Source organism: Paraburkholderia suaedae, from assembly GCF_040812055.1.
Taxonomy (GTDB): domain Bacteria; phylum Pseudomonadota; class Gammaproteobacteria; order Burkholderiales; family Burkholderiaceae; genus Paraburkholderia.
The window spans coordinates 14,099-39,967 of the sequence record NZ_JBFOAH010000002.1 but is presented as its reverse complement, the minus strand read 5'-3'; the positions used below and the strand labels follow the sequence as shown (position 1 = coordinate 39,967).

Below are 25,869 nucleotides of genomic sequence, written 5' to 3'. Positions count from 1 at the left end.
TTACTCCCCATCCGAATAGCAGGCGTCAACCAGCTTGCGTTCGATAGGCCGGAAATCGGATGTATGAACATGCCACTGGCGATTCAAGTCACGCCGCAGGTGTTCAACATACTCGCGACAATCAATCGCGATCTGGCCGAGTTCAATCACGGATTCAAGTTGTTCTGCCGGAAGCACATGGCCTGCACGGTAAATCTCACAATTCTCCGAGCCATAGAACATGCGAGACGCGTCTTTACTGCAAAGACCGCCTCCGACAATCATCCTAATACCGGTATATGCCTGATTCATCCGTTCTACTGTATCGATTGGCTGCGCCAGCAAAAACACAACCCGGAAGTGATGCGCGTCCGGTTTATGGCTCGATGTCGTATAGATGAACCACCCGAACGTCTCGAAGAATTTGTTAGCCAGAACGTCATCAATCGTCAGACCGAAATCGACGTCCACAGCCAGCACTTGCATGCACCGGAAATTACTGGGATGCCGACGTCCACTCAGCCAGGGACAAAAGGCAAACCCTGAACTTACCTGCTCGATGAAATCTTCAGGGGTAAGCTCACGATTCGTGAACGTCCAATTCGCACGCTTCCGACCAGCCGCATCGTCAGGCAGAATCTTGTTTTTGACGCGATAATTGATCGCGACTTTCAGCGTCGCAATGCTCGATACTGGGATCGAGTTAGCCTCGGTCGGCCCCTCAGAAAGGGAATTGCGTGTTGAGCAGACATCGTCAGCAATCGGACGCCGGGGAGTCTTAGGGAAAGTGTTCGTAACCATCGTCATCTCCATGAAAAAGGACTTGACCAATGGCTACCAACCAGGAGAGTGGGCAGGCACACGGGCCAGCCTATAGCGAATGACCCCGAAGATCATTCGCTATAGGCTGGTTCGATTGCCTATACCCCCTAACCGCCCGGTCTTCCACCGGGCCGGCTTCCACCTGGAAGCCCATGACGACGCACGTTACCTGTCGCCGGAAAGGTTCAATACCACTACCTATGTATCAGTAGCGTGTCTCACGCTTGCCTACTCTCGAATCAGCGGGCCGCAGATTACCGCACCAGACTACTGACTGTCAAATCACTGGTCTGCCCCCCGATCCGACAAGCGCGCGGATATTCATCAATTCGTAGACAAGTGTTTTGCTTGTGTTGATAAAGCGGCGTCTTATCTGCGAAATTGCACCGCGCGTGCCCTCTTCCATACAGCCTGTACACCGATTAGCGCGCCGCGCGAACGTCCATTCCAATTCATAACCTGCTCCGCCCCCTCCTCTCTTTGCCCCATTGCTCTCGTCCTGAACCTGAATAAGCTTTCAATTGCCCGACAGGCGCGGGGTGTTCATTAAAAAATAGATAAGCTCTTTTTCCTGAGTTGCTAAAGGGGCGAGTTATCTGTAACGCCCGAGCGACGTGGCCGGAGATGTCGCTGTCTGCGGCCGCAATCTCTCCCGGAAATTTGTTCGCTGGCATGGGCGAAAGCTGTTGTCATACTCCGTGTCAGCCCGGATGGTGTTGCTCATCAATTACATTCTGTAAGGAGCAACACACATGACACTCATCCGCCGAAACAACAGCAAAAACTGGTACTACCAGTTCCAGATTCAGGGCAAGAAATTCTTCGGCTCGACCGGCACGCCGAACAAGACGAAGGCCGCGCAAGTCGAACGCGAGTTCCGCAACCGCGCCCACAGCGAACGATACCTCGGTGACTCACCCGAAATCACAGTAAAGGATGCGCTGGAGCAGTACGTGGAGGCCCGCAAGGGCACCGCCTATTACAGCGGCATGTGGTCGGGTATCCGTAAAGCGATGGGGTACAAGCTTCATTCGAAGACGAAGGCGAAGCTGCCCTGCTATGGATTTTCGCCCGACACGCGGTTGCACGAACTGACAACGCGCGATTTCGAAGTCCTCGTTGCGAAACGCAAAGCCGAAGGCGACAAGCCCGCGACGATCAAGCACGAGATTGGTTTGCTGCGCGCGACCATCAACGAGATGACGAAGCTCGGCTTCAAAGTGAATCGCGAGATCGTGTTTCCCGCGCTTAAGACTTCTTATAGGCTTCGATATCTGGATTCCAGCGAGGAGTCGGCGTTATTGCTCGAACTCGATCCGGAGCGGCTTAGAAACGGTTTAAAGCCGTTAGAAATGCGGACACCCGAGATGACGCGGAATGTGCAGGATAACTACGACATCACGGTTTTCCTGCTAGATACGGGGTGTCGCTACTCTGAGGTCGCAAACATTCCGTGGTCGGCGATTAGCCTCGATGCCTGCACAATCAATCTGTACCGGAGCAAGGTAAGAAACGAGGACGTGCTGTACATGACGTCCCGGCTGGAAACGATCCTCCGTCGTCGGTGGGACGAACGCAGGCCGGGTCAACGATATGTGTTCGAGGATCGCACCGGCAACGAACGCGGCTACAGCACGAAGTCAATCAAGAAGGCGATCGAGCGCGCCGGACTAAACGATCCGGCTGCCGTGAAGGAGCGCGGTGGACGCGTTACGCTGCACACGTTTCGCCATACGTTCGCGAGCAAGCTGGTCAAGGCTGGTGTCAGCCTGTATGAAGTGTCAGTGCTGCTCGGGCACAGCGATCCGAAGATGACCCAACGCTACGCTCACTTGAGCCCGAATGACGCAAGTCGCAAGGCCGTAAAAGTCATCGACTCGCTGCTGCAACCCGCATGAATCTGCAGTATTTGACGATTCCAGCTCGCCTGAATTTGGGGCACTTTGAGGATTTATAATAGGCGTACAAAACCGGGATTCACGGCAAAGCAAACCACGGCTGTGTGTCCCGTTCACTTGTGCCCATTCCATTCCGCGTCCGGGTCATCTTCCCATGCGAGCGCCCATTCCCGGTCTGCCCATCGGGGGTACGTCAAGTCAAACGGCGTACCGAGCCCGAGACGAGGCAGTTGTCGGTTGTAGATGAATCCCGACGCGCCAGCATCGAACAACCGCTTCTCCATTTCAACGAATTGCGCCGTGCTATAGCGCGGACCGTGCTCGAAGAATTCCGATCCTTCGAGCGGCGAATCGGGCGTCCATATTTGCCAAGTGTATTTGTAAAAGCGCGGATTGCGGTGCAGGTACGTTCCGAAGAACCTGAGTCCCGTTACACCCCAGCGCCGAAACTCTTCTTTAGTCGGGCGCAGCATGTTGGCTCCCTACTCTATATCGTGACTATCAAATTTCTTCATCTACTGCCTATCGAGGTGGCTACGCATTACCTCATAAAGCCGCCGGGCGTAACGCTGCTTATCGGTTGAATCGACATGCCAGAACACGTAACGGCCAAGCGCATTGTTTTCGATTGGGGCACGCACAACGATTTCGACGCAGAACTTTCCATCATCGCGCCTGCACATGCGACCAAGCAATGCATCCTTGCCGTCCTTCGCGTGTGCGATGAGATAGCCGAACTCTGCGGCCACAAACTTCCATCCGCGGTTGAGCGAATCAACCGACATGACGCCAAGGCGCTCCGGCGTCTCCGGCCATACCCTTTCTTCGAACAACTTCTCGAATTGCATGTGCAGATCTCGTTCAGCAAATCGTGACATCGATGCGTTGGAAGATCGCCGGCATTGATCACGCGAAACGCGACAAGATCCGACGCTGTGCCTGATACTGGACGCTCTGCGCGTCGCCCTGCAATTCCTCTAGAGCCTTTAGCAGCACATCCTGAAATCTCGGAAGCAACGCTTCCAGTTGTTCAGCAATCCCAGCCTCGGCCGCAAGGTTGTTGACGAGGCGATGATAACCGTCGAAACCAAGCATACGCTCCCTGATCGGTTGAAGCAGCCGCCGCCCTTCGTCATTCCGCTCTTCGATTCGTTCGATATACCCGAGGTGATGCAGGTCAAACGCGGCCCCGATGACCTGACCTTGACTCCCTCCGAGGATGCAACTCAATTCATGCAGGGTCATTCCGGGAAACGCGCAGATCAAGCCAAGCGCACGTGCAGCCACCGGCGTCATTTGCAACGCGCTACCAAGCGCGGATGAGCGGCAGCTTTCGTAGGCAGCCATGAAGGTATGAAATCGGGAAAGTGAGTCGGTCGTAGTCATAGATCGGTGATTCTTCTGGAACTAACAAAGCCTCCGATTGATGGTGGCCCCTAGCCTGCCGGTGTCTGTGACTTCCCCAACCGATCAGGCCTTCCCAGCACAATACGGGAAAAATCTTTGAAATTCAACCATATTGGAATATATAATTCCAATATGGTTGTTCATCAATTTCGGAATGAAGACCACCATATTGTTCTATGCCGATCAGACCTACCCCGCCTACCGACGAAGCTCAAGACGCATTGCTTGCCGCACGTGTCGGGAGCGCCATTGCCGAACAACGACGCGCGCGCGGGCTGACGCAAGCGCAGCTCGCAGAAATGATCGACCTTGAACAAGAGGCAGTCAGCCGGTGGGAACGCGGAACGCGAGTACCAACGCTGCATCGCCTTCAACAACTGAGCGATGCACTGGAATGCTCAGTGGATCAGCTATTACAGCGCGGTTCAAAGCGGCCTGACGATCAACTGGCGAATGTGGCAAATGCACTGAATGGGCTAGATGCGGACGAACGCGCGCTCGTCGTCAATTTCGTGCAGCAGCTGACCGATATGCTCAAGGCGAAGCATGCGGGCAAGGGCCATCGACGCAAATAGCCTGCAAGGCCGGGCCCAATCCATTCTGCCAATCAATATTCGTCCGGAAACAGCAGCGTCGTCACGCTGCGATCTGCTTCGGTGATTATCCAGACCCGTTTTCCTGCAATGTCGTAGCTCGACACGATTCGCGCACCATTCTCGACCGCAGACCGGTTTGCCTCTGCATCCTCGGGCGACACCGTCCCCCAGTCTCCACACGCGTGACGCTTCAGATATGAGAATGCCGCGATGCGGTGGTATTCAAGATGCGCGAAGACTTGGCGCGTTGCAACGACCTCGCCGACATGAAAGAGTGGCGAAATCATTCTTCCGCCCTGTGATACGTGGCCCAGGCCGACTCAATGAGCGATGACGAGGCGTCACCGGATTCGTATCCGGGCACATCCTCAAGAAACATCAGCAGCTTGTCGGCGAACTGCGTCCGAGAAAGGTTGCCTCCGAAAACGTCGCGAATGGCAGCGGCCAGTTCGCAAATCTGGCCGGCAGTGAGAGGCGGGAGATCGCTGTTGTGTTTAGTGTCGTCCATGCGACGACTATCCGGGCGATGCGGCAATCTGACAAGGAGGTGTTCTCGTCGCCACAGTGTTTTCGCCATACTGCTTGGCAGCGCGGACCACCCTCTAATCGTTCAAGGTCAATGGTGTGCATCTACGGCATTTCGATGATAAGGCTAGATGCGACAGGCATATTATTGCTGCTTCGCTCCACGATATCGCTGCCACGCCCGTTGGCCGTCAGAATTTGTGCTACCGTGCTAAAAAATACGGGAACAATCCACAAAACAAAGAATAGACCATGGAAGAAAAAGAAGTCAGCGCCCTTCTTCGAGTGGAGGGTGGCACCGCCGACGACGGCATTCTTGATCTGCATGACGGGGCAAGAACGATAATGGGCATTGCGCGAGGTATCAATATCGCGAGCCATGCGTTTGCAAATGATCATCAGATTCGCACGCGCGCGGACGGCGCACATGGCGTTCAAACATTCATCCACTCCTCAATGAAAGGGTGTTTTGAAGAACGCATTGACATACGGTTCCACCCGAAAACGATTAAAAAGATCGGACCGAGTAAGCTGGTTAATAGCTTCTGGGACTATCTAACTTGCTGTTGGTCAGCCGCCCTCGGGCTTCCCTTCCAGCCGGAGACTCCTTTTGTCGAAGCAGCTATTCGCCGAGACTCCGAATTTATTCACGAGATCGCTGATGCCTTAGAGTCAGCGATGAGGGAACTACAACGCCCGATTACAACTGACGAAACCGTGAGCATCACCCTAGCACGCCCACGTAAGGGAGACGTTCTGACGATGGATTCTCACACTCGCGACTTTGTTACGGTCCGTGAAGTCAAATCGGAGAAACGCACAATACAGGGGAATATTACTCGCTTTAACGTCCTGAGCGACTTCGGGCGTTTGTACTCTGACGATGACGGAAAAGTGATTTCCTTTGAAATATCTGGGAGCTCTGGAAATAGAGTTAAGAGATTAGTCGTAGATTCCATGGCCCGTCGAGTAGATGGACGAACCGGTAAATTAATTCTCAAAGTTTCCTCAGTCGAAAGTGCGCAAGGCATTGTTAAACGATACGTCATTCACGACGCGCAACAAGTCCAATCAGATGGCTAACAGTCCTAGCTTATTTTGCCTCTGGTACACGTCCACGTGCATGCTCATGTCCGAGTGGGGTGTGTTCTGGCAGGCGATTGGGACCGCAGCCGCGGTAGTATTCGGCCTGGTCGGACTATATAAAATTCGTCACGAGCTAAAACGTCTAGGTGAACAACGTGAAAAGGAATTTGTTGACCGAGACGCGGCAGCAAAACTGAAACGCACGGAGTTTTTCTTAAATCAACACCGGCGATTGTTTGATAACGCAGAGCTATATGCAGTTCTCTGCTTAATTGACTCAGACGATGTCGCGCTAGCGAACCCCGACATCTGGGATCGAAAACGTAAATTTTTAACGTTTTTCGAAGAGATTCAAATTCTGATTGATAGCAGCCAATTAGACCAACAAGTGGCGCTCTATATGTTTGGCCATTACGCGCGATGCGCGAGGTACGGAATCAATTTTCAAGTGGGAATTAACATGGCCGAAGCCCATTGGCGTCTTTTCTTCCGCTTCGTCCGAGACGCAGACGCGTTCTTTGACGCCAACCCTGACGGGCCGTCGACGGTATCCCTTTAACGTAATGGCACCGCTGCGAGCAACCAATTCTCGGAGAAACAAACGTTCGGGTAGGGGCGAAAAAAAGCCGTGACTTGACGTATCGTTCATGCGGAAACTATCCCGCCGACCGCGTTGTCTTGCCAACGGGGGACGTCGCAGCCGCCCCTCCCTAGAAGAGAGGACGAATCGTGGCGCTTGATCCGAGCATCATGGCTGGTTTCGGCGTATCCGAGGATGACATTCAGTCGTTCACTGAATCGAACGCCGGAATCGCTGGAATCGACACCTCAAGATTGAGCAAATTCTCGCTCGTACAATTGGCCAGCGCGTGGAAGCAACGGACCATCAACACCTTTGCGATTGCCGACGTAATACAACAACTTGAAGGGCGCGGTCCAAATCGCAGCAGCACCGCGAAACCCCGCCCATTCAAGCACGAACCTCTGCGTGGGCTATGGAAGGTCCATTTCTTCGATCCGCGCTTTCTTATGCATAACATCTCCAACCAGTGGGGCTTGTCTGGCTCGGAGAGCGACAAGTTCGACAAGTTATGTGCGCAAGTCGCAGCAGAGGAAAACCAAAATCCGTCCGCTGCTGGCTGGCAAGGAAGGTTGGCTCACGAACTCGTGATCGAAGGCTATCAGGATCGCGCCACCAAGCGAAAACTGACCGGTGAGTGGTTGATCTTTGGAGTGCAGGAGCAAAATAACTTTTATCTTGCTTTGTGTGCTCATTCGGACAGCGCAGAACAAGATAGCGCGATCCATGACGCCCTTCTGAATCTATGCGGAGACGAATTTCCTGACATCTTTGCAACGGGTACCGGTGCTGAATAAACACTCAGCCGAAGGTCTGCTTCCGTCATACGCTACGCGTCTCTCCTACTGCGAAGCGCGAGTGTTTTTCGCACTGCCCGACACCGTCAACACACTGGCTACGGGCGGTTGCCGACACCTGCTATCGCTCGGTCTACGCAAAAATCCAAGAACCTGTGCTGTAGAATTGTCTGTGCCCTAAAGCGCAATGCGTGGAGGCCGGATGAATTCGGATGACAGCACAGCTAACACGATCGTTCCAACGGATTCGACCGTCGATCGGATTAGAACTCAACTCGAACGGCTTAACCCGAGCACGAAACGCCGCATTCTCGAAAAGTTTGCTTTGGCGGCGCTCGGAAGCATTCCATGGGTCGGCGGATTCATCAGCGCGCTCGCGAGCATGAAGACCGAGGAGGCCGGTCTGCATGCATCGTCCCTCCAGACGCAATGGCTCGAAGAACATCAAGCCAAGATGGAAACCCTCAGTGGGACCATGCAAGATATCGGTCAGCGATTCGAGGCAATCGGCGATGATATCGATGAGCGGCTCGCGAGCGACGAATATCTAGACATCGTTCGGAAAGCCTTTCGCGCTTGGGACAGGGCAGACACCGAAGAAAAGCGCCGCTACGTGGCAAACCTCGTGACGAACGCTGCTGGGACGCGCCTGTGTTCCGATGACGTTGTTCGGCTCTTCATCGACTGGCTGGACACTTATCATGAATCCCATCTGGCAGTGATCCGCGAAATCTTCAGCAATCCCGGCTCCACACGGTTTGATATCTGGTCTGCGATCTACGGCGATCTTGTTCGCGAAGACTCGGCGGAAGCTGACCTATACAAGCTGCTGATCCGCGATCTCAGTACCGGCGGTGTCATTCGACAAGCGCGTGACACAAACGCCGATGGGCAATTTCTGCGCAAGCAAGCGGTGCGTAAGCCACCAGGCTCAGCCAATGCCACCGTCGAATCAGCGTTCGACGGCAACAAGCAATACGTCCTTACTGAACTGGGCAAGCAGTTCGTGCACTATTCGATGAACGAGGTTGTGCAGCGTGTCTCCCAAAATTGAACCCCAACTGATTTGCTGATGCCTAACTTAAACAATAAATCCGAGTACTTCGAGTTCTCGCGAACGCAAAAGTTACCCGCGCGCTGCCCTATCCTCAATCGTTGCGAACGCCGGGCGCACACTCTGGCCATTGCTAACGATTGGCCCTTCGAAGACTCCATTAACCTCGCCGAACTTCGAGCGCCTATTATCCGTGTGGTCGGCGAAGGGCCATTCAGCGCGGGCGGACGGGACAACTTCATTGCACGAGGTCTCTGTCCCGAGGTCCAGTTATTCGAATCCTCGCGAGCAATCCCGGGACTAACAGGTGCTCCGACTACCGAGGGAGAGTACGACAAATATTGGGAAGTGCAATACAGGGTCCTGGATACCGGTCATTTTTCCGAATGCTCGGAATATGTAATGGCCGAGTCGGACGACGCTGTTGGCGCCGGGGCTGAGCAAAACGCGCCGTGGTGGCGAAGCAATTTCCCATGGCTTACCGATACCGTGCTCAAAATCGTCGGACTGGTGCTTCAAGCGCTGACACGCCGGTGAGTGACGCCACGGTGAGGTTGGGTGTACTCAGCCCATGCCGAATCGATCAGCGCCGACCCAACGTCGCCCGACTCGTACCCCGGCACTTCTTCGAGCGTCTGCACCAGCTTGTCGCAGAATTCGGTACGCGGTAGGCCCCCCGGCCAAATCGTCTTGGGTGGCCATCGCCAGTCTGCGAATCTGGTCGGCGGTAAGCGCCCGAAAATCGTCGTTGGGATCGATGCCTTCCATGCGAAGACTATCCCAGCTTTGTCATGCTGGGAGCAACACGGCATACGCTAATAATGCTGCACTGGGCTAGTCGTCTCAGCTCGACCCGTCTTCGCCGACGCACACCTCTTTCAGCAAGCGGCGGGTTTCAAGGGCAGCCGCCGTTCCCTCTGTGGCGTTGAAGAGATTTCCGGAGCGGTTCCGGCACGTAGTATTCTGCTTGTGCTCAGGCTGATAGACTTCACCCTTACATAGCTCTCATCTGCTAACCATAAACGCTTGGGTTAAGAAACCGGGGTCTTCATGAGCCGATATTGCGGTAATAATAATGCGGCCTTCGCGCTGCAGGCTGCGGAACATTGGAAAGAGAATGCGCTGTTGTTAGACGGTTCAGTGTTCTCAGAGGAAAAACTATGGACGAGCGAAAAATTCACCGAGCTTAGCAATTCGACCGCGCGTGATCTTGACGAAGGTGATGGAGGCTACTGGACCAAGCTCCGCAGTCAGTTGGAACGAGGTAATAGCACCATATTTCACCTCGCTGCCGAACTGAATTGGCTGATGTTGCTGTGTCCGAGCAACATTGGAGCCGAATCCAAATCGAAAGAGATTCGCCAACTCTGGGAGGCCAGTGGATCTCCGGCACCTAACAGCGCGGATGGGTGGTTGTCCGCGGAAATGCTGGAAGGTGTTGGGAGTGCCGGATCGGGCTACAACAATCACCGCTGGCGCGAGCTAAATTACGCGATTTCCGTTTTCTCAGCGTTCAAAAAACTCCCCATTCAGGATAGACAGGGCCTCATCAGCGACGCCTGGCAATTTGCGGATTGGTTGAGCCTCCAACCTGATTCAGACAAGCGCCAGTTTCGTCACATGCTCCTGTTCCTGCTGTTCCCGGACTCCTTCGAACGCATCTTCGGCGGAGGAGACCGAGAAAAGATAGTCAATGCTTTGGGCGATACCGAGGGAAGGCCGTTTTCTCGCCTAAGCGGTGTTGATGTCGACAGAATCCTCTCTGGTATTCGTCAAAAGTACGAACAGCAGTATGGGACGAAACAACTCGACTTTTACGTATCTCCGCTAAGGGAAGAATGGGGAGCCAGTAGTTTTACAGAGGCGACGCAGAGCTTGACGCGCGCGCACGTGCTGAAGGCGCTCGAAGAGATCGACCAGAAAGGTGTACCCGCTGGTGCAGAATCCACGAGGTACGATCTGGTCTACGAGGATCGCCGCTACCCTCCCAAACTTGTTCTCCAACTGTCCGCGAGAATTGCCACCGGCTCTGATTTACCGAGAGACCAATTCAAGGGCGGCGAGGAATCTGGAGCCTTCAAGGCTCTGCGCAATCTGGGCTTTCAAATCGAAGCCAAGCGCTTTATCGCCGATCTCGTTGAACGATTTATCAGGCAGGCAGATGAGCGAACATCTCAATCGACCTCAAGCTACCCTAGCAGTTATCGAGGACTTGAGATCAAGCTCAGTTTTGGGTTCGGAAATTTTGCAGCGGTTCCTTGGGTATCGTTCCTCGGGAAAGGACAGGTCACATCCAAGGGAATCTATCCGGTCCTGCTGTACTACCGTGAGCAGGGGGTACTGATCCTAGCTTACGGCGTTAGCGATACACAAGCACCTGATTTGCAGTGGGGATCGCTGCCAGCAGACATCCAAACGATCCACGAGTACTTTGACACGGCGCACGGCAAGAAACCGGAAAGATACGGCGAATCTTGGGTCGCGATTGCGACGCCAACCTCCACAAAAATAGATGCGAGCGCAATCACGGAGACACTTGACCGGATGATCGACACTTACATCCGCATACTTGAACCGTCTGCGCCTGTTGCCTCTCAACAAGTCTTGTCGCCCACACCATATACCATAGACGATGCTCTTCAGGAGGTGTTCATTCCCAGGCCGCGACTAGAGGAAATGGTTCGAAGGCTAGGTCAAAAAAAGAACCTCATTTTGCAAGGGCCGCCGGGCGTCGGAAAAACTTATGCAGCCAAACGGCTTGCCTACCTGATGATGCGGGAAAAGGATCCGCTTCGCCTTGGGATGGTGCAGTTCCACCAAGCCTATGCCTACGAGGATTTTATCCAAGGCTACCGCCCGGATGGAACCGGCTTCCGGAAGAAAAACGGCGTGTTTCACGCGTTTTGCGACAAAGCTAGAGCAGACCGTGACCGCGCGTATGTGTTCATCATTGACGAAATCAACCGGGCAAACCTAAGCAAGGTGTTCGGCGAATTGATGATGCTCATTGAATCCGACAAGCGCGGCGAGGAATGGGCCGTGCCACTGACCTATGCAGAAAGCGAATCGGAAACTTTCTACGTGCCGCCCAACGTATTCATCATTGGGCTGATGAACACAGCGGACCGATCGCTGGCAATGGTGGATTACGCACTTCGTCGCCGCTTTGCTTTCCTAGACGTCGAGCCCGGTTTCGATACGCAGCAATATCAGACAAGCATGCTTGCGAAAGGCACCGACGAGTCGTTGATCAAGCGTATCTGCAGCGACATGGAAGCCCTTAACAGTGCCATTGCCAAGGATACGGCAAACCTTGGCAGAGGATTTCGCATTGGGCACAGCTATTTCTGCCCAGACCATGACGCGGGCACCGTTCCGGACGTCGAATGGTATCGGGAAGTGATCAAATCAGAAATCTCCCCCCTGCTTGAAGAGTACTGGTTCGATGACCCCGACCAGCACGGGGATTGGCTACGTCGGTTGATGCAAGAATGAGCGTAGCTGAAACTCGCATTCCTATCCGCAACGTCTATTACATGCTCTGCTATGCGTGGAATTATCTGCGGCAAGCGGAGCTGACAGATCTTGACCGGCTGCCTGGTGAAAACGTACTAGATCTGTTGGCCGTTGTCTTAGTACAAGGTGTTGAACACCTTGCGCGAAGAGGTTTGGAGCAGGGCTACGAGTCGCGGGAAGAAGAAATCGCCGGCGTCCGAGGCCGCATTGATGTCCTTCGTTCGGCGAGACGCTTTCTGCCGAAGCATGGCAAGGCCGCGTGCGTGTTTGACGAGCTGACCGTAGATACACGGTCCAATCAGATTATCAAAAGCACGCTTCGCATCCTTGAAAACCACGCCGACCTCCACGACGAGCTGCGGCACCGAGTGCATCAGCTCCGCAAGCAGCTGTCAGGGATTTCGGAGATCAATGTCACGGGTCACACCTATCGGAAAGTCCAACTACATGGAAACAATCGGTATTACCGCTTCCTGCTGAGTGTGTGCAGACTGATCCAGGATAATTCGTTAGTTGACCCGCAAAACGGAAAATTCCGCTTCTATGATTTCGTGCGCGACGAACGCATCATGTCGAACGTCTTCCAGAATTTCCTCTACCAATTCGCAAGGCAAGAGATCGACGGGTGGCAGGTAGGGCGAAATCATATTGCATGGGAAGCCAACAGTGAGACCGATCCAACGTTGTCCTTCCTGCCAAGGATGGAAACAGACATAACTTTACGCCGTGGGAACCGGTGCCTGATCGTTGATGCCAAGTACTACCAGAAGACAATGGTGAGCCGCTTTGGCGCCGAAAAATTCCACGTTGAAAACCTGTACCAGTTGATGGGCTATCTCACGAACTACAGGGCGCAGTCTCGCGAAGACGTGCGCGGGATGCTGGTGTATCCGAAAGTGGACCGTACTGTGGCTGAACGCTATCGCATCCAAGGGTTCGAAGTGTCCCTGCACACGGTGGATATGAGTCAGCAATGGCCTCACATTCATGACGAGCTGGTCGCGATTTTCAGTGCAACGGCGTAGCGTCGATGACGAACGCATACACGAAGGTACGCGACCAACTATGTCCGATCCTCAGTCACCTTGACGCTTGCTCCTTCTTTCCAAACAGCGAAGCAGACGAGGCGGCCGCGCAATGCAGGTGGGGAAGCCTCGACATGATTGACCAGCGATCCGACATTGACGAATATCGCAAGCGGATATTCGAGCACGTCCATGATGACGCAGAGTTTGCCGAAGTCAACAACCGCTTGCGCTCGCGTGGCCTTTAATTTGAGTTCAACCACGGCATGATTGCCTTCGGCCGGGGTTCGATGTCGGGTCGGGTCAAACGGTTCGTGAATGATGATATCGGGTCGCTGCGATAAACCGTGCTGCTGCAAGCGCTTCTGATATTCCTGCTCGATCACGGTACCAATCGGCAGCGGTACAAGTCGGTGAAGTTCGGCGAGAAGCGCTCCTTGGAAACCACGTTCCGTTTCGAAAAATCGAGGCTCGGTTATCAATGAAAGCGCCGTGCGAACGCAACCTATCAACATTTCGCGTTGCATGATGCCTCCCCGGATATCCCCGGACCGTTTGCTGTCACTCCGGTGTGTTCCCGTTGGGGTCTTTGGAATTGTCCACCAGCCATTGTCCCAAGGCTTGCGCTTCGTGATAGGGCAACAAGTAGGCCTGCCATCCGTAGCCACTGTGCCGGAGCTTCAACAAGATTCCCTGCGCGTCGGGATGTACCTCGTGTCTAGTGCGCCACGCCGGGTCCAGTTGAGCGATCAGCCTAGAAGGCGAAGACAGCTCGTTAGGTACAGCAACTTTCATAGACGCGCGCAGTTCGGCGAGACGCATAATCAAAGCGTCAACTTCGTGTGCCATCAGCGATAAATGCGTCGCACCTTCACCCGTCGAAGGTATGCCAATGGCAAGGGAGTCCCGGTTGTCCGTTAGGGTAACTGCCACTGGACCGCTCTCTGCTGCATCCACCGCTGTCATTTTCTCCAAGGGTATGGCCTGCTTCGCACGAAAAGAGTCGGGTGTATTCTGTACCCATGCGAACGTGAGCCCCTGTTCTCCAACGGCGACTGATAGGCGGGGTCGACCCGACTGGTCTACCAAGGTGTGCAGCGAACGAATCGGCCCGGCCCCCGCCTCGCTAAAAAACAACTCAACTTCGCATCCAAGTGCTTGCCGGACTGCGTCCTTGAACACCGACGGTGAACCAGCGAAGTCATGTTCAACGTATGTCCTTCCGTCGCGAAGAATCACTTTGCCGCCCGGTTTTTGCAACCAATATATGACCAGTCCGTCTCGCCCCCTGACATCCGTCACACACACGCTAAATCCCCCTCCTTGTGCCGTTCCATGTGGGATGACGGTCCCGGCCCGAATATCAGAAAGGATGGCGTCAGTGACCGCATATGCGTAGTCACATATCTGCGTCCCATACGGCGAGGCAACGTACGGTATTGCGACCCCACCCACATCCCGACTACCTGTTGCCACGAACACATTCTGCATGGCGACTATAGTTCGGCTGAGCGCCTCCGGCACGACGATTTCAGCCATGTCCTTGTTCGGTCGCAGGTCAGCAAGACCGCACATGAACGTATGCATAGCTTCAGGCGCGTGGTCGATCTCGGTCGTGTGGCGAGCACGCTGGAGCGCTTCGAATGCGTCTCGTTGTCCTAGATATAAAGTCTGGACCTCAGTTACAACACCCTCGGCGATCTTGAACAATCGTGGCTGATCCGCGTCCAAGTACGCGTACGCGAAATCGACGTCTGGATGCGCAAGATGCTCCCGGTATAGCGTATCGAGGACGGCCTTCCCCGGAGCGGTAGACGAGACGATGTCCGTAACCCGCACGCCTTCGTCTGCATTATTCGCGAATCCGAGCAACGACCGGCCGGCGAGCGGAGTGATCTTGAGGCGGTACGCGCGATCTCTTGTAGGCATCGTGTCCCTTGTGATTGCTGTGTCCGCCACCATCCACACGCACTGCCTGTCTACGCCAGCCACCAACAGAGTCATATCTCACCGTACCTGGTTACTGAGCTACGCCAACTTGATCGAACAAATCCGCCGATCGTTGAACGGAGCCAAAAAGCTCATCGTATAGTGCATCGGGCTGAGTCCTGAAACGCAATCCATCCGCAAGACGCGTCAACGCGGAAAAGCCGACGATGCCCAATCCAAACCGTCCTGCTTCCTCGATAAACGGCCCGATCTCTGCATCTCCGTGCTTTGTGACGAGGACTCCGTTCACCTGAACGTTCCCGAGTCGCTGTGCGGCAAAGCCATCCTTTATACGAAGCACGCGCTGGTGTAGCTTCGAAAGCTTCTCGGAGGAGTTCGTAACGGCTGCCGCGCACTCGATTACTGCGACCCTGCGAGTCGGGGTCTCACAATAAATATCTGGTGCTTCCTGCAAGTGGGATACCTCGCCAAGATACATACAGTCGAATCCGAGCTCTTCCAGCACCAGCGCCAAAACTCGTTCGAACGGGTGACCACGTGAGTCGCGCGACAAGAGTTCTTCGCGTAGCTTTGCGAGGTCCTTATCGAATTGTGCAAGGAATGCCGCGCGCTGACTGGGCAACCGCGTAGGATCACCGACCCACCAACGGGAAACGTGGTGCCCCGCGTAACTCAGAAAGACTTGGCAGACCGGCGTATCGCCAACATCTTGCTCGACAATCGCACCTTTTAACCCGTCATCCTGAATAATCCAGTTGAGGGGCGCCCCGCCGATCGACAATCTCTTGGCTGTCTGCCCCTCCGGCGCAACCTTTACACCCACCTTCAGTAAGGATGTGTCAATACGCGGGCTTGCGACTATCTTGACCGAAAGCTTGCTATTGGCGATCCTTGAGTCGGCCACGATGGTCTCCGCTGGCTTTTCAAGTAGTATCTCAATCGCTGTTTCCGGTCGCTGCAAGACTGCCGTTGGCAAAAGATGTTCATTTAGCAGGTCGGCCATGCCATCGTACGGCGTATCCAGGGATCGAAGACGATTTTCCAGATCTGCCAGCATCCGACCCTCAATACTCGGCGATCTTCCAGCCGACAATATCAGTGCGGGCGATCTCGCTTGACCAAGTTGAACCTGAGGATGGCTGTCCGCGAAGAACGTTGCGTTTAACGATGAGCCATCGGCCTGCGGAAGCGCGTAAATCTGTCCGTCCAGTTCGATTTGCCCAGACTGGACTATTCGATCTAGATCGAAGTTTTCGCTCTCCAGATCGATCGCCAGCCGCCCAACCGTCACCCCGCCGATCGACACGACCGACGGCTCAAGCAAGCTTGGCCGAACCGTTTCGTAAATATGACGAACGATAGCCCAATGAAGCCACGTCGTCCCCGCGACCTCCACGATCAAGTACGAAATGATGACGTGCCGCGCCGCGTTGGTCCAATGCTCGGCGATTGCCATAAAACGGTCGATTTCCAATTGCGTGTAGCTTGATATTTGGAACGGAATGCCGGTCGACGCCATTGCTTAATAGTCCATGATCGTGAGTCGGATGATGATACGCTGGGCTTTCACGGATGTCCCGCTCGCACGCGCCTCTCGACGGCCGCGAGCGGCCCCGGACGGCGCTGCGATGCAGCGATGCCAGCAAAAGAACCCGAAGTGCATACACTTTTCACGCCACTGAACACGATTCCGACTCCCCAAAGCGCCGAAACCCCTGTAAAATAGCGGGCTCTGCGGGCGTCGTATAATGGTAATACCCTAGCTTCCCAAGCTAGAGCCGTGGGTTCGATTCCCATCGCCCGCTCCAGACATTTCCAGCCAGGGCGTCCCCGCAGCGCGGCTCGGGGAGGTCCAACGGGGCTCAGCCGCGTTCGACCAGGCACAGTCAGTCCCAAAAAAATTGTTAGTCCCCGTGTCCCACCCGCGGCTACGTTCCCGTCGCTCCCTTCAGCGCGACGACATCAACCACCCTTCGTCTGGACGCACCCTTTTCGGTTGTGCTACCGTACGCGCACTTGCAACGCCCGCTCCACCTTCCGGCTGACGCGTTCAGCCGAAACCAAGCATGAGCCGCCTCCACGAAGGCGGCTTTTTTGTAGCGGCGGCGATCCGGCATAGCGCGCGCTGCGTATGCCATCTGCCTGCCGCGCGGACAATTGCCGGCTCCCGCCGCGTTAGCGCGGCCGAGGCCCTTTCTGTCGCCCGCAAGCCGCACAGCCCTCACCCTAGCAGCAGCATCGACGATGATCCACGATCCCAACGACACCGGCCTGCCGGAACAACTCCCGACTACATCGCAAGAATCCGAAGGCCAACCTGCCGGCGACGCCACACTGCAGCAAGCGTCGCAGGAAGCACCCGAGGAAGCGCTGCACCGTCGCCGCATCCGCAGCTTTGTCACCCGCGCGGGCCGCGTGTCGACCGGCCAGCGCCGCGCCATGGACGAGCTCGGCCCACGTTTCGTGCTGCCCTTCGCGCACGAGCAGCCGGATTGGGACACGGTGTTCGGCCGCACGGCGCCGCGCATATTGGAAATTGGTTTCGGGATGGGCGCGAGCACCGCGGAGATCGCGTCGCAGCGTCCCGGCGACGACTTCCTCGGCGTCGAAGTGCACGAACCCGGTGTGGGCGCGTTGCTCAAGCTGATGGGCGACCAGTCGCTGGCGAATATCCGCATCATTCAGCACGACGCGGTAGAAGTGCTCGAACAAATGATCGCGGCCGAGAGCCTCGACGGCGTGCACATCTTCTTCCCCGACCCGTGGCACAAGGCGCGTCACCACAAGCGCCGGCTGATCCAGCCGAAGTTCGTCGCGCTGCTGGCGTCGCGGCTGAAGCCCGGCGCCTACCTGCACTGCGCGACCGACTGGCAGAACTACGCGGAACAGATGCTCGAAGTGCTCGGCGCCGAGCCCGCGCTCGAGAATACCGCCGACAACTATGCGCCGCGCCCCGAGTATCGTCCGGTGACGAAGTTCGAGCGTCGCGGGCTGCGGCTCGGCCATGGGGTGTGGGATCTGGTGTTCCGCAAACGCGGCACGCAGTGAAAACCGGGCGGGAAGCCGTGATTGGCCGATAGCGAAATCCACCGCGCCGGGCGACGCATGGCGCGCTACCAAGCCTGAGAAACTTGACCCCACGCTCGCAAGAGCCTGGGCTTGGTCAGCAATCCGAAAAGTCCACCAACGTGGACCTTCATGGCGCTGTCAAACTGGAACCGTCAGTCGGTCCAACTCAACGCACCGCTGTAGCCGACCAGCAGAATCAACAGCCCAAAGCCGATCCGATACCACGCGAACGCGGTGAAATCATGCGACGCGATGTAGCGCAACAGCCAGCGCACGCACATAAAAGCGCTGACGAAGGCCGCCGCGAAGCCGATCGCGAAGTTGCCGAGCGCGTCGGTGGACAGCAGATGCCAGTCTTTGTAGAGCTCATAAGCGGTCGCGCCGAAGATGATCGGAATCGCGAGAAAAAACGAAAACTCGGTCGCAACGCGCCGCTCGAGCCCGAACAGCATCCCGCCGATGATCGTCGAGCCCGAACGCGACATGCCCGGAATCAGCGCGAAACACTGCGCGAAGCCCACCTTCAGCGCATCGAGCGCGCTCAGATCGTCCACGTCGCGCACCCGCACCACTGCGTCGCCACGCGCCCGCTCGCGAGCCTCCGCCCCGAGAATCACGAGGCCGCCGACCACCAGTGCAAACGCCACCGGTACCGGCGAAAACAGCACGGCCTTGATGGATTTTTCGAAAAGCAGACCGAGCACAATCGCCGGAATGGTCGCAATGATCACGTTGAGCGTAAAGCGGCGCGCGTCTGGCCGGCTCGGCAGGCCGGCCACCACGCTGCCGATGCGGCGGCGGAACTCCCAGCAGACGGCGAGGATCGCGCCGAGCTGGATCACGACATCGAAGGTTTTCGCGTATTGGTCGGTGAAGTCAAGCAGACTGCCGACGACGATCAGGTGCCCCGTACTCGACACCGGCAAAAACTCCGTCAACCCTTCGACGACGCCCAGAATCAGCGCCTTGCAAGCCAGTAGCCAGTCCATCCCTGCTCCTCATCGCGTAGAACGGAAGGGACAGGGCCGGCTCGAAAAGTCTCATACGCGCGCGGCCCTGCCGGCCGCGCGCCTCGTCATTTTTCGACGATCTGGACGCGTATGCCGTTTGTAAGGATGGTGATTGTACCGGGTTCATAGCTCACGCCGGCAAATTGCAGTTGTTCCGGCTTGAACGTGTAGATCGGATAATTGGTTAGCAACTGTGTCGCGAGCAGAGCGGCGGCCGCGTTGATCTGCTGCGTGTAGGCCTGTGCCTGGCCGGTCACCGTCACATTGTCGACATTCGGCGACTTGAGCACGACCGAGCGGCTGGCGGGATCGTAGGCCAGTTCGCTCGACAGCGTGAATACGCCGTCTACCGGCTGCGGCATGAACGGGCTCGCAAAGCGCGCGTCCAGCTTGACCGAGACGCGGTTCGCGTCCGGCAGCAAACCAACCACGGGGTGGGTCAGCGCGACATCGAACACTTGCGAGACCGTGCGCTGATACGGGAACTTGCGCTGCACCGCGTCCTGCACTTGCTGCTGCGAGAACGTGTAGTGCGACGGAATGAACGGAAAAATCGGCGTTGCGCACGCCGCGAGCGAAAGGGTGATGCCAAGCACGCTACACGCTGTCAGCGCGGCTCCCAAAAAACGGCGCCGGGCCGGCGCTGCGGATCGAGTCATGCGAAATCTCCGGGGAAGGCTTTCCGAGCATTCGGTTGGGTTAGCTCAAGGTTGGGCCGATGCGGGATGGACTGGTCCGCATGGCAAAGGTCATTCACTTAACGGGCGTCAGGCGCGATAGGAATACAGCAGAGCAGCACGCGACTACCGCGCGACCGCTCGCGGCTGAGTTTGCACTTCGAGCCACGTGAGCCATGCGAGCGCTTCGGCACGGTTCGTCCCGCACATGTCGGATTGCGGCTGTAGGCCGGAGCAACATGCCGGTCGCTCGGGGCGGCCAAAGATCGCGCAGCGCAAGTCGTCGCCGAGTTGCACGCAACGCACGCCGGCCGGCTTGCCTTCTGGCATGCCGGGGATGGGACCCGAAATCGACGGCGCGATACAGCACGCGCCGCAGTCGGGGCGGCATGCATGACCGGCTACGTGAAACGGCGACTCGCGCGTCACGACGCCGTCCGGCGCGTTTGTCTTTGCAATCTGCTGCACGCTCTTAGGTACGCTATTGGGTACATCACTCACGGCACTCTTCCTGATCCCGAAAACACTCAACGCCTGGCCAGAACCGCATTGTGCCACCGCATTTGCGCGCGACCGTTTCCATGCAATCGTGCCGTGAATCTCTCGCTGAAGCTGAACGCCCGGGAGGCCGTGCGCGACAGACGGCCTGGCGTTCGACTCACGGTGTCCAGCCGATCCTGGCGGACACAGCGTCCGCCGGCTGCGCAACTGCAGCGAACCGACGCGAACCGCTAATGAGCACCGTGGCCCGAACGTTGTTCCGCCGTGATCCGCTCGCCAGATATAGCGCACACGGTCGACGCCATCCTTCGTATTCAACTGCGCAAGATCGCGAGGATGGTCGATCGCTCTCTCGGCCAGCCGACCCTCGCACGCTGCGAGCACTGCGCGCGGCGTGCAAGCAACTGGCTTGCCCGTCGTCGGATTTTCGGCCATAATCTGCGTCTTCGCTACGCGCCATCTTTCTGACGCGTACGCTGCAGGACCTGCCCAGGTGGTGAAATTGGTAGACGCAGGGGACTCAAAATCCCCCGCCGCAAGGCGTGCCGGTTCGATTCCGGCCCTGGGCACCAAAGAACTGTATCGACTCCGTTTTTCCTCGAACCCCGCCAGCGCTTGCTGCCCGCGGGGTTTGTCGCTTCTGGCCGCTGCATTCCTCTGCCCGCGAGATGGCATCGAGCGCAACAACCTCGCATCAAACCAGGCAGCGCGAACGCAAAACCCGCCGCCCACGCTGCCTCGAAATCCTCATCGCCCCGCTACTCGCACGCCAAGCCGCGCTTGTGCCCGCCGACGCTTGAACACATAGCCGCCCCACATGGCCATCAACCACATCGGCACCAGCAACACCGAGATGGACAGACCGGGCGTCATCGCGAGAATCACGAGAATCAGCCCCATGAACGCCAGGCAGATCCAGTTGCTGACCGGAAACCAGAACGACTTGAATACGAGAGCGTTTCGCCGGCCGCCATCATCGCCTTGCGCGACTTCAGATGCGTGAGGCTAATCAGCGCCCAGTTCAGCACCAATGCTGCGACCACCAGCGCCATCAGCAGGCCGAGCGCTTCGGCCGGAATCAGATAGATCACGCAGGTGAACGTCGCGAGCGCCGACAAACCAACCGCCATGTACGGCACGCCGCGCCGATCGACCCTCATCAGCCGGCCGGGCAAAACAGATAATTTTACCTCGCCCGAAACAGCCTAAATACTGGGATCAACCCGCGTTAGTTCTGCGCCGCACTTAACGCGGACGTTTGTGATTGTCACCCGCGTGGCGCTTCGGTATGGTCGCCTACTCGAACTTGAGTCTGCGGAGATTCGACATGTCGCTCAAAAGTCTGCTTTGCGCCGCCGCCTGGTGTCTCTGCTTCGCTGCGGCCGGCGCGGTCGGGCAAACAGCGGCGCCCGCGTCCGCGCCGGCCGACGAGCCCGCCCCGCAAGCGAGCGCGCCCCAAGTGCCCACGCCGATGCCGGCACCGATGCCCGCGCCCGCGCCTGCCGCCACCGCGCCGGCCGCAGCTGCCGCGGCGCCGATCAGCGGCCCGGTGCGCAATGTGGTGCTGGTTCACGGCGCGTTCGTCGACGGGTCGAGCTGGAACGGCGTGATCGCGAAACTGCAGCGCAAGGGCTATCACGTGAGCTCGGTGCAGAACCCGCTCACGTCGCTCGCCGACGACGTCGCCGCGACCCGACGCGTGCTCGCGCGCCAGGATGGTCCCACGATACTGGTCGGCCATTCGTGGGGCGGCGTCGTGATCACCGAAGCGGGCGCGAACGCGCCGAACGTCGCGGGCCTCGTGTACGTGGCCGCGATTGCGCCGACGTTGGGCGAGTCGTCGATGGACCTGCTCAAGCGCGGCCCGCCGATGGCCGCGGGCGAGGCCACGATCACGGACTCGAGCGGCTTTCTGTGGCTCGATCGTGGCCGGTATCACGCGGACTTCGCCGCAGACGTGCCCGAGAACCTGACCCGCGTGCTCAGCGCCGCGCAAGTGCCGATCGCCGCGAAGGCGTTCAGCGAGACAGTGAGCCAGCTCGGCTGGAAAGAAAAGCCGTCGTGGTACGTGCTGACGACCCGAGACCGCGCGGTCTCGCCCGAAGTGCAGAAATTCATGGCCGACCGAATGGGCGCGATGATCGTGCCGATCGCGTCGAGCCATCTCGCGCCGGTCTCGCATGCGGGCGCGATTGCCGATGTGATCGACCGTGCGGCGCGGCAGCTGAGCCGGCACCCGTAACGTGGCAGGTGGGGATGCGCGCCACGCGTGCGCGATCATCGGCGATCGTCGGCGCTTGCCGCCGCGCGTCCTCGGGCACGGCCTGAGCGCGCCTTCGAACGCGCATGGTCTACCGCAGCGCTCAGCGCAGATTCGTGGTCGGCAGTTGGACGACCTCGTCCCCTTCGACTGTTGAGCACTGCCCGCAGCAGATACCGGCTAAAGCCCCTGGCCTGCGCCCACTGGATCTTCGGCGGCAACGCGAGCTCGTGCTTCGCGCTCACCACGTCGCGTGGGGACCGCTACGGCTACCGCAGCATGAACGACATCGCCGACAGGCAGTTCAGCATCCGCACCGCATGCTCGGCCGACGCCGCGCTAAAGCGCAACGTCAGTGCGTCGACGCGCGTGAGTGTCGGCCATTGGCAGAACAGATCGGCGAGCGCGCTGGTCTGCGCGCGCAGCTCGCACTCGACCGGCTTGGCGTCGGCACGCATAGCGTGCGGCGCACAAGCATCGGCTAGGTGCTGCTGCAGCACCTCCCGCGCGGCGCTCCTGAGCGCCGCGCGCGCGCTCGCCGGCGATTGCGTGACCCCGCTTCCATGCCCGGTCGCGCGCTTCGTGATGACGAACCGCGCATGCGGAAAACGCAGCGCGGTTTGTTCTGCGAAGACATCGTCGCCGGATAAAAGCACCACCTGTGCGCCATATTCTTCTGCCAACGCACCGTACACGCCCGCCTCGCCAAGCTCCACGCCGTCGAACGACACGCGCGCGAACGCAAAGCTGTTGATCGTGTGCGCGAGGACGCCGCGCGTTTGCGACATCGCGTGATAGCCGATCATGAAGACGAGCGCCGCGCCATATTCGAGCCCCGCCATCATGCCCAGCGTGCGCGGCTTGCCGAGCACGACCTGAGCGCGCGCATCGAGCAGGTCGGGCAGCAGGTTGCGAAAGCCGCCGTGCGAATCGTTGACCCAAACCTCGGTGGCGCCGCCTTCGAACGCGCCTTCGATCGCGGCGTTGGCTTCGAGCGTCATCCAGCGGCGCGCGGCTTCGTATTCGCCATTGCCCGCACGCGTCTGCTCGGGAAGAAAGACGCCAGCTACGCCTTCGATATCGACGGAAATCAGGACTTTCATCAGCAAGTGGCTTTCAGTCGTTGAGCGAGGTCGGGCACGCTGTCGTGCAGCGACAAGCGTCGATGACCGTCGCGGCCCGCCACCGAAACGGCGCTCCACAACGCATCGACGATCGCCTGCTCGACGCTGTCCGCGCATGCGCGAAACAGCGGGTCCAGATGCGCGTCGGCGACCAGAGGCGGCAGCGCGACGAAGTCGGCCGCGTGCGGCACGGTATAGGCCGTTGAAAACGCCAGCGCAATGTCGCCGCTGCCGTGGCCGTACACTGAGCCGCTTCGTGCGAGACCGGCCGCCGCGCGCAACGCTAAACGCTTGAGCTGGCGTGCGTCGAGCGGCGCATCGGTGGCGACGATCATGATGATCGAGCCTTGCTCGGGCTTCGCGAGCGCAGCGCCAGCCGCCGCTGCTTCAGCCGCCGACTGCGCTGCGCGGGCGCGTTCGGCCAGCACGCGGCCAAGCGGCATGCCGTCGATCGTCAGCATCGGCAGGCGGCCGAAGTTCGCCAGCACCAGGGCGCCGACGGTATAGCCGCGTCCCGCCGCATCGATCACGCGCGACGCGGTACCGATGCCACCCTTCAGATCGAAGCACGACATTCCCCGCCCCGCGCCGAGCGCGCCGCGCGCGACCTGGGGACTCGCGTTGTCGAATGCGTGGTCGAAATGCCGTTCGGTGACGGCCAGCGCCTGGATGTCGTTCAGATAGCCGTCATTGCATTCGAACACCAGCGGATTGACCGTCGGCCAATCGCGCCCGATCCGCGGATTCGCGCGGATCGCGGCACGAATCTGCGCCTGCGCGAGCGCCCCGACGCCGAACGTATTGGTCAGCGCGATCGGCGTCTCCAGCGTGCCAAGCTCTTCCACCTGTAGGAGTCCGATGCTTTTGCCGAAGCCGTTGATCGCCGATGCCGCGGCCGGCACCTTGTCGATGAACGGATCGCCACCATGCGGACGAACCACGGTCACGCCGGTTTGCAGCGCACCCTGGTCGAGCGTGCAATGGCCGACCGTCACGCCGGCGACATCGGCAATCGTACCGAGCGGTCCGCCCGGCAACGTGCCGATATGCGGCGCGGGCAGCACTGAATCAGCGGCCGCGCTCATGGCCGGTCGAGCTTCGGGTCGAGCGCGTCGCGCAGGCCGTCGCCGAGCAGGTTGAACGCCAGCACGGTCAGGAAAATCGCCAGACTCGGAAAGAGCGCGATGTGGGGCGCCGTGACCATATCGGCGCGCGCCTCGTTGAGCATCGCGCCTCACTCGGGAGTGGGCGGTTGCGCGCCCAGGCCGAGGAACGACAGACTCGCGGCGGTGATGATCGAGGTGCCGATACGCATGGTGAAGTACACCACCACCGACGAAATCGTGCCCGGCAAGATGTGCCGCATGATGATGGTCCAGTCGGACGCACCGATGCTGCGCGCCGCTTCGATATACGTGAGCTGCTTGAGCATCAGCGTATTGCCGCGCACCAGCCGCGCGAACGCGGGGACGCTGAAGATCGCCACCGCGCAGATCACGTTGATCATGCCGTTGCCGAGAATCGCCACCACGCCGATCGCCAGCAAAATGCCGGGGAACGCGAACAGTACGTCGGCCACGCGCATCGTGATGCGGTCCCACCAGCCTTCGTAGTAACCGGCCAGCAGTCCGAACAAAGTGCCGATCAACGCGCCGATCGCCACGGACAGAAAGCCCGCTTCGAGGGAAATGCGCGAGCCCACCAGAATGCGGCTGAAAATGTCGCGGCCCAGCGAATCGACGCCGAACCAGTGCGCGGCGGACGGTCCCGCGTTCAGCGCGTCGTAGTCGAAGAAATTCTCCGGGTCATAGCGCACGATGTGCGGCGCGGCGATCGCCACCGCAATCAGCAGCAGCACGAAAATGCCCGCGGCCAGCGCCACGTGCTGCTTGCGGAATTTGCGCCAGAACTCGCTCCACGGCGTGCGGATCGCGCTTTGCGCGATAGCGGCGCGTGCCGCACTCGCCTCGGTTGCTGAGATGCTCATGCGGGC

Annotated in this window: 25 protein-coding genes, 2 tRNA genes and 2 pseudogenes; 13 read left to right on the top strand and 16 right to left on the bottom strand. The window is 58.2% G+C overall.

Going from position 1 to position 25,869, the window contains the following annotated elements:
* Nucleotides 1-780 (bottom strand): hypothetical protein, encoded by a 780-nt coding sequence (locus tag ABQJ48_RS03605; protein ID WP_367836037.1) that lies wholly within the window; start codon nucleotides 778-780, stop codon nucleotides 1-3.
* A gap of 773 nt (nucleotides 781-1,553) precedes the next feature.
* On the opposite strand from ABQJ48_RS03605, the gene ABQJ48_RS03600 reads away from it, so the two are divergent.
* Entirely contained in the window at nucleotides 1,554-2,699 is a 1,146-nt protein-coding gene (locus ABQJ48_RS03600) for a tyrosine-type recombinase/integrase (protein WP_367836036.1), read from the top strand.
* Between the two features lie 113 nt (nucleotides 2,700-2,812).
* Here the strand turns inward: ABQJ48_RS03600 and ABQJ48_RS03595 are convergent, their stop codons facing one another.
* The 3 genes from ABQJ48_RS03595 to ABQJ48_RS03585 are packed head-to-tail and all read right to left on the bottom strand — an operon-like array spanning nucleotide 2,813 to nucleotide 4,085.
* A complete protein-coding gene (locus ABQJ48_RS03595) occupies nucleotides 2,813-3,172 on the bottom strand; it encodes a hypothetical protein (RefSeq protein WP_367836035.1) in 360 nt (119 codons plus the stop codon).
* A 42-nt stretch (nucleotides 3,173-3,214) separates the two neighbouring features.
* On the bottom strand, nucleotides 3,215-3,547 hold the full coding sequence (locus ABQJ48_RS03590; RefSeq protein WP_367836034.1) for a hypothetical protein: 333 nt from the start codon (nucleotides 3,545-3,547) through the stop codon (nucleotides 3,215-3,217).
* A 58-nt stretch (nucleotides 3,548-3,605) separates the two neighbouring features.
* Nucleotides 3,606-4,085: a MarR family transcriptional regulator gene (locus tag ABQJ48_RS03585; protein ID WP_367836033.1), complete on the bottom strand. Its 480-nt coding sequence runs from the start codon at nucleotides 4,083-4,085 to the stop codon at nucleotides 3,606-3,608.
* A gap of 197 nt (nucleotides 4,086-4,282) precedes the next feature.
* On the opposite strand from ABQJ48_RS03585, the gene ABQJ48_RS03580 reads away from it, so the two are divergent.
* On the top strand, nucleotides 4,283-4,681 hold the full coding sequence (locus ABQJ48_RS03580; protein ID WP_367836032.1) for a helix-turn-helix domain-containing protein: 399 nt from the start codon (nucleotides 4,283-4,285) through the stop codon (nucleotides 4,679-4,681).
* 32 nt (nucleotides 4,682-4,713) lie between these two features.
* Here ABQJ48_RS03580 and ABQJ48_RS03575 read toward each other — a convergent pair whose 3' ends face one another.
* Nucleotides 4,714-4,989 carry a hypothetical protein gene (locus ABQJ48_RS03575; protein ID WP_367836031.1) on the bottom strand — a complete coding sequence of 92 codons (276 nt, stop codon included), beginning with the start codon at nucleotides 4,987-4,989 and terminating at the stop codon, nucleotides 4,714-4,716.
* Nucleotides 4,986-5,210, bottom strand: a complete 225-nt coding sequence (locus ABQJ48_RS03570) for a hypothetical protein (RefSeq protein WP_367836030.1) — start codon at nucleotides 5,208-5,210, stop codon at nucleotides 4,986-4,988. Before ABQJ48_RS03570 ends, ABQJ48_RS03575 begins: the two co-directional genes overlap by 4 nt.
* Nucleotides 5,211-5,479: 269 nt before the next feature.
* On the opposite strand from ABQJ48_RS03570, the gene ABQJ48_RS03565 reads away from it, so the two are divergent.
* The 7 genes from ABQJ48_RS03565 (at nucleotide 5,480) to mcrC (ending at nucleotide 13,285) form a co-directional block, all read left to right on the top strand.
* A complete protein-coding gene (locus ABQJ48_RS03565; protein WP_367836029.1) occupies nucleotides 5,480-6,310 on the top strand; it encodes a hypothetical protein in 831 nt (276 codons plus the stop codon).
* A 46-nt stretch (nucleotides 6,311-6,356) separates the two neighbouring features.
* Nucleotides 6,357-6,872 (top strand): hypothetical protein, encoded by a 516-nt coding sequence (locus ABQJ48_RS03560; RefSeq protein WP_367836028.1) that lies wholly within the window; start codon nucleotides 6,357-6,359, stop codon nucleotides 6,870-6,872.
* Nucleotides 6,873-7,042: 170 nt separating this feature from the next.
* On the top strand, nucleotides 7,043-7,690 hold the full coding sequence (locus tag ABQJ48_RS03555; RefSeq protein ID WP_367836027.1) for a hypothetical protein: 648 nt from the start codon (nucleotides 7,043-7,045) through the stop codon (nucleotides 7,688-7,690).
* A gap of 202 nt (nucleotides 7,691-7,892) precedes the next feature.
* A complete protein-coding gene (locus ABQJ48_RS03550) occupies nucleotides 7,893-8,744 on the top strand; it encodes a hypothetical protein (RefSeq protein WP_367836025.1) in 852 nt (283 codons plus the stop codon).
* Between the two features lie 18 nt (nucleotides 8,745-8,762).
* Entirely contained in the window at nucleotides 8,763-9,281 is a 519-nt protein-coding gene (locus ABQJ48_RS03545) for a hypothetical protein (RefSeq protein ID WP_367836024.1), read from the top strand.
* A gap of 513 nt (nucleotides 9,282-9,794) precedes the next feature.
* Nucleotides 9,795-12,239: an AAA family ATPase gene (locus ABQJ48_RS03540; protein ID WP_367836023.1), complete on the top strand. Its 2,445-nt coding sequence runs from the start codon at nucleotides 9,795-9,797 to the stop codon at nucleotides 12,237-12,239.
* Entirely contained in the window at nucleotides 12,236-13,285 is a 1,050-nt protein-coding gene (gene mcrC, locus ABQJ48_RS03535; RefSeq protein ID WP_367836021.1) for a 5-methylcytosine-specific restriction endonuclease system specificity protein McrC, read from the top strand. The genes ABQJ48_RS03540 and mcrC overlap by 4 nt, the downstream gene beginning before the upstream one ends.
* Nucleotides 13,286-13,323: 38 nt before the next feature.
* Here mcrC and ABQJ48_RS03530 read toward each other — a convergent pair whose 3' ends face one another.
* Genes ABQJ48_RS03530 through ABQJ48_RS03520 form a run of 3 tightly spaced genes read right to left on the bottom strand, consistent with a single transcriptional unit; the run spans nucleotide 13,324 to nucleotide 16,754 of the window.
* Nucleotides 13,324-13,812 (bottom strand): hypothetical protein, encoded by a 489-nt coding sequence (locus tag ABQJ48_RS03530; RefSeq protein ID WP_367836020.1) that lies wholly within the window; start codon nucleotides 13,810-13,812, stop codon nucleotides 13,324-13,326.
* 34 nt (nucleotides 13,813-13,846) lie between these two features.
* Nucleotides 13,847-15,289: a hypothetical protein gene (locus ABQJ48_RS03525; protein ID WP_367836018.1), complete on the bottom strand. Its 1,443-nt coding sequence runs from the start codon at nucleotides 15,287-15,289 to the stop codon at nucleotides 13,847-13,849.
* A 16-nt stretch (nucleotides 15,290-15,305) separates the two neighbouring features.
* Nucleotides 15,306-16,754 (bottom strand): hypothetical protein, encoded by a 1,449-nt coding sequence (locus tag ABQJ48_RS03520; protein ID WP_367836017.1) that lies wholly within the window; start codon nucleotides 16,752-16,754, stop codon nucleotides 15,306-15,308.
* 215 nt (nucleotides 16,755-16,969) lie between these two features.
* Between ABQJ48_RS03520 and ABQJ48_RS03515 the strand changes: the two genes are divergently transcribed.
* Both ABQJ48_RS03515 and trmB read left to right on the top strand, forming a co-directional pair.
* A tRNA-Gly gene (locus tag ABQJ48_RS03515) sits at nucleotides 16,970-17,043 on the top strand.
* A 436-nt stretch (nucleotides 17,044-17,479) separates the two neighbouring features.
* On the top strand, nucleotides 17,480-18,283 hold the full coding sequence (gene trmB, locus ABQJ48_RS03510; RefSeq protein WP_367836016.1) for a tRNA (guanosine(46)-N7)-methyltransferase TrmB: 804 nt from the start codon (nucleotides 17,480-17,482) through the stop codon (nucleotides 18,281-18,283).
* 173 nt (nucleotides 18,284-18,456) lie between these two features.
* On the opposite strand, the gene ABQJ48_RS03505 is transcribed toward trmB, so the two are convergent.
* The 3 genes from ABQJ48_RS03505 to ABQJ48_RS03495 form a co-directional block, all read right to left on the bottom strand.
* Nucleotides 18,457-19,293 carry an undecaprenyl-diphosphate phosphatase gene (locus ABQJ48_RS03505; RefSeq protein ID WP_367836015.1) on the bottom strand — a complete coding sequence of 279 codons (837 nt, stop codon included), beginning with the start codon at nucleotides 19,291-19,293 and terminating at the stop codon, nucleotides 18,457-18,459.
* 86 nt (nucleotides 19,294-19,379) lie between these two features.
* Nucleotides 19,380-19,973 (bottom strand): DUF1439 domain-containing protein, encoded by a 594-nt coding sequence (locus ABQJ48_RS03500; RefSeq protein WP_367836014.1) that lies wholly within the window; start codon nucleotides 19,971-19,973, stop codon nucleotides 19,380-19,382.
* A gap of 144 nt (nucleotides 19,974-20,117) precedes the next feature.
* Nucleotides 20,118-20,420 carry a YkgJ family cysteine cluster protein gene (locus ABQJ48_RS03495; RefSeq protein WP_367836509.1) on the bottom strand — a complete coding sequence of 101 codons (303 nt, stop codon included), beginning with the start codon at nucleotides 20,418-20,420 and terminating at the stop codon, nucleotides 20,118-20,120.
* 559 nt (nucleotides 20,421-20,979) lie between these two features.
* Here ABQJ48_RS03495 and ABQJ48_RS03490 point away from each other — a divergent pair.
* Nucleotides 20,980-21,064: transfer RNA gene (locus ABQJ48_RS03490), tRNA-Leu, on the top strand.
* Nucleotides 21,065-21,239: 175 nt separating this feature from the next.
* Here the strand turns inward: ABQJ48_RS03490 and ABQJ48_RS03485 are convergent.
* Nucleotides 21,240-21,664 (bottom strand): annotated as a pseudogene (locus ABQJ48_RS03485) (aromatic amino acid transporter AroP); the annotation flags it as partial.
* A 155-nt stretch (nucleotides 21,665-21,819) separates the two neighbouring features.
* On the opposite strand from ABQJ48_RS03485, the gene ABQJ48_RS03480 reads away from it, so the two are divergent.
* Nucleotides 21,820-22,734: an alpha/beta fold hydrolase gene (locus tag ABQJ48_RS03480; RefSeq protein WP_367836013.1), complete on the top strand. Its 915-nt coding sequence runs from the start codon at nucleotides 21,820-21,822 to the stop codon at nucleotides 22,732-22,734.
* Between the two features lie 287 nt (nucleotides 22,735-23,021).
* Here ABQJ48_RS03480 and ABQJ48_RS03475 read toward each other — a convergent pair whose 3' ends face one another.
* The 3 genes and pseudogenes from ABQJ48_RS03475 to gsiD form a co-directional block, all read right to left on the bottom strand.
* Nucleotides 23,022-23,855 carry a M55 family metallopeptidase gene (locus tag ABQJ48_RS03475; protein WP_367836012.1) on the bottom strand — a complete coding sequence of 278 codons (834 nt, stop codon included), beginning with the start codon at nucleotides 23,853-23,855 and terminating at the stop codon, nucleotides 23,022-23,024.
* Complete coding sequence (locus ABQJ48_RS03470) at nucleotides 23,855-24,961, bottom strand: DmpA family aminopeptidase (protein WP_367836010.1); 1,107 nt, start codon at nucleotides 24,959-24,961, stop codon at nucleotides 23,855-23,857. The genes ABQJ48_RS03475 and ABQJ48_RS03470 overlap by 1 nt, the downstream gene beginning before the upstream one ends.
* Nucleotides 24,958-25,863 (bottom strand): annotated as a pseudogene (gene gsiD, locus ABQJ48_RS03465) (glutathione ABC transporter permease GsiD). The gene ABQJ48_RS03470 and the pseudogene gsiD overlap by 4 nt, the downstream one beginning before the upstream one ends.
* Nucleotides 25,864-25,869: the final 6 nt, after the last annotated feature.

What these genes read in the sequence shown, in the direction of transcription:
- ABQJ48_RS03605 (WP_367836037.1), bottom strand. Translation starts at nt 780, where the DNA reads ATGGTTACGAACACTTTCCCTAAGACTCCCCGGCGTCCGATTGCTGAC.
- ABQJ48_RS03600 (WP_367836036.1), top strand. Translation starts at nt 1,554, where the DNA reads ATGACACTCATCCGCCGAAACAACAGCAAAAACTGGTACTACCAGTTC.
- ABQJ48_RS03595 (WP_367836035.1), bottom strand. Translation starts at nt 3,172, where the DNA reads ATGCTGCGCCCGACTAAAGAAGAGTTTCGGCGCTGGGGTGTAACGGGA.
- ABQJ48_RS03590 (WP_367836034.1), bottom strand. Translation starts at nt 3,547, where the DNA reads ATGCAATTCGAGAAGTTGTTCGAAGAAAGGGTATGGCCGGAGACGCCG.
- ABQJ48_RS03585 (WP_367836033.1), bottom strand. Translation starts at nt 4,085, where the DNA reads ATGACTACGACCGACTCACTTTCCCGATTTCATACCTTCATGGCTGCC.
- ABQJ48_RS03580 (WP_367836032.1), top strand. Translation starts at nt 4,283, where the DNA reads ATGCCGATCAGACCTACCCCGCCTACCGACGAAGCTCAAGACGCATTG.
- ABQJ48_RS03575 (WP_367836031.1), bottom strand. Translation starts at nt 4,989, where the DNA reads ATGATTTCGCCACTCTTTCATGTCGGCGAGGTCGTTGCAACGCGCCAA.
- ABQJ48_RS03570 (WP_367836030.1), bottom strand. Translation starts at nt 5,210, where the DNA reads ATGGACGACACTAAACACAACAGCGATCTCCCGCCTCTCACTGCCGGC.
- ABQJ48_RS03565 (WP_367836029.1), top strand. Translation starts at nt 5,480, where the DNA reads ATGGAAGAAAAAGAAGTCAGCGCCCTTCTTCGAGTGGAGGGTGGCACC.
- ABQJ48_RS03560 (WP_367836028.1), top strand. Translation starts at nt 6,357, where the DNA reads ATGTCCGAGTGGGGTGTGTTCTGGCAGGCGATTGGGACCGCAGCCGCG.
- ABQJ48_RS03550 (WP_367836025.1), top strand. Translation starts at nt 7,893, where the DNA reads ATGAATTCGGATGACAGCACAGCTAACACGATCGTTCCAACGGATTCG.
- ABQJ48_RS03545 (WP_367836024.1), top strand. Translation starts at nt 8,763, where the DNA reads ATGCCTAACTTAAACAATAAATCCGAGTACTTCGAGTTCTCGCGAACG.
- ABQJ48_RS03540 (WP_367836023.1), top strand. Translation starts at nt 9,795, where the DNA reads ATGAGCCGATATTGCGGTAATAATAATGCGGCCTTCGCGCTGCAGGCT.
- mcrC (WP_367836021.1), top strand. Translation starts at nt 12,236, where the DNA reads ATGAGCGTAGCTGAAACTCGCATTCCTATCCGCAACGTCTATTACATG.
- ABQJ48_RS03530 (WP_367836020.1), bottom strand. Translation starts at nt 13,812, where the DNA reads ATGCAACGCGAAATGTTGATAGGTTGCGTTCGCACGGCGCTTTCATTG.
- ABQJ48_RS03525 (WP_367836018.1), bottom strand. Translation starts at nt 15,289, where the DNA reads ATGACTCTGTTGGTGGCTGGCGTAGACAGGCAGTGCGTGTGGATGGTG.
- ABQJ48_RS03520 (WP_367836017.1), bottom strand. Translation starts at nt 16,754, where the DNA reads ATGGCGTCGACCGGCATTCCGTTCCAAATATCAAGCTACACGCAATTG.
- trmB (WP_367836016.1), top strand. Translation starts at nt 17,480, where the DNA reads ATGATCCACGATCCCAACGACACCGGCCTGCCGGAACAACTCCCGACT.
- ABQJ48_RS03505 (WP_367836015.1), bottom strand. Translation starts at nt 19,293, where the DNA reads ATGGACTGGCTACTGGCTTGCAAGGCGCTGATTCTGGGCGTCGTCGAA.
- ABQJ48_RS03500 (WP_367836014.1), bottom strand. Translation starts at nt 19,973, where the DNA reads ATGACTCGATCCGCAGCGCCGGCCCGGCGCCGTTTTTTGGGAGCCGCG.
- ABQJ48_RS03480 (WP_367836013.1), top strand. Translation starts at nt 21,820, where the DNA reads ATGTCGCTCAAAAGTCTGCTTTGCGCCGCCGCCTGGTGTCTCTGCTTC.
- ABQJ48_RS03475 (WP_367836012.1), bottom strand. Translation starts at nt 23,855, where the DNA reads ATGAAAGTCCTGATTTCCGTCGATATCGAAGGCGTAGCTGGCGTCTTT.
- ABQJ48_RS03470 (WP_367836010.1), bottom strand. Translation starts at nt 24,961, where the DNA reads ATGAGCGCGGCCGCTGATTCAGTGCTGCCCGCGCCGCATATCGGCACG.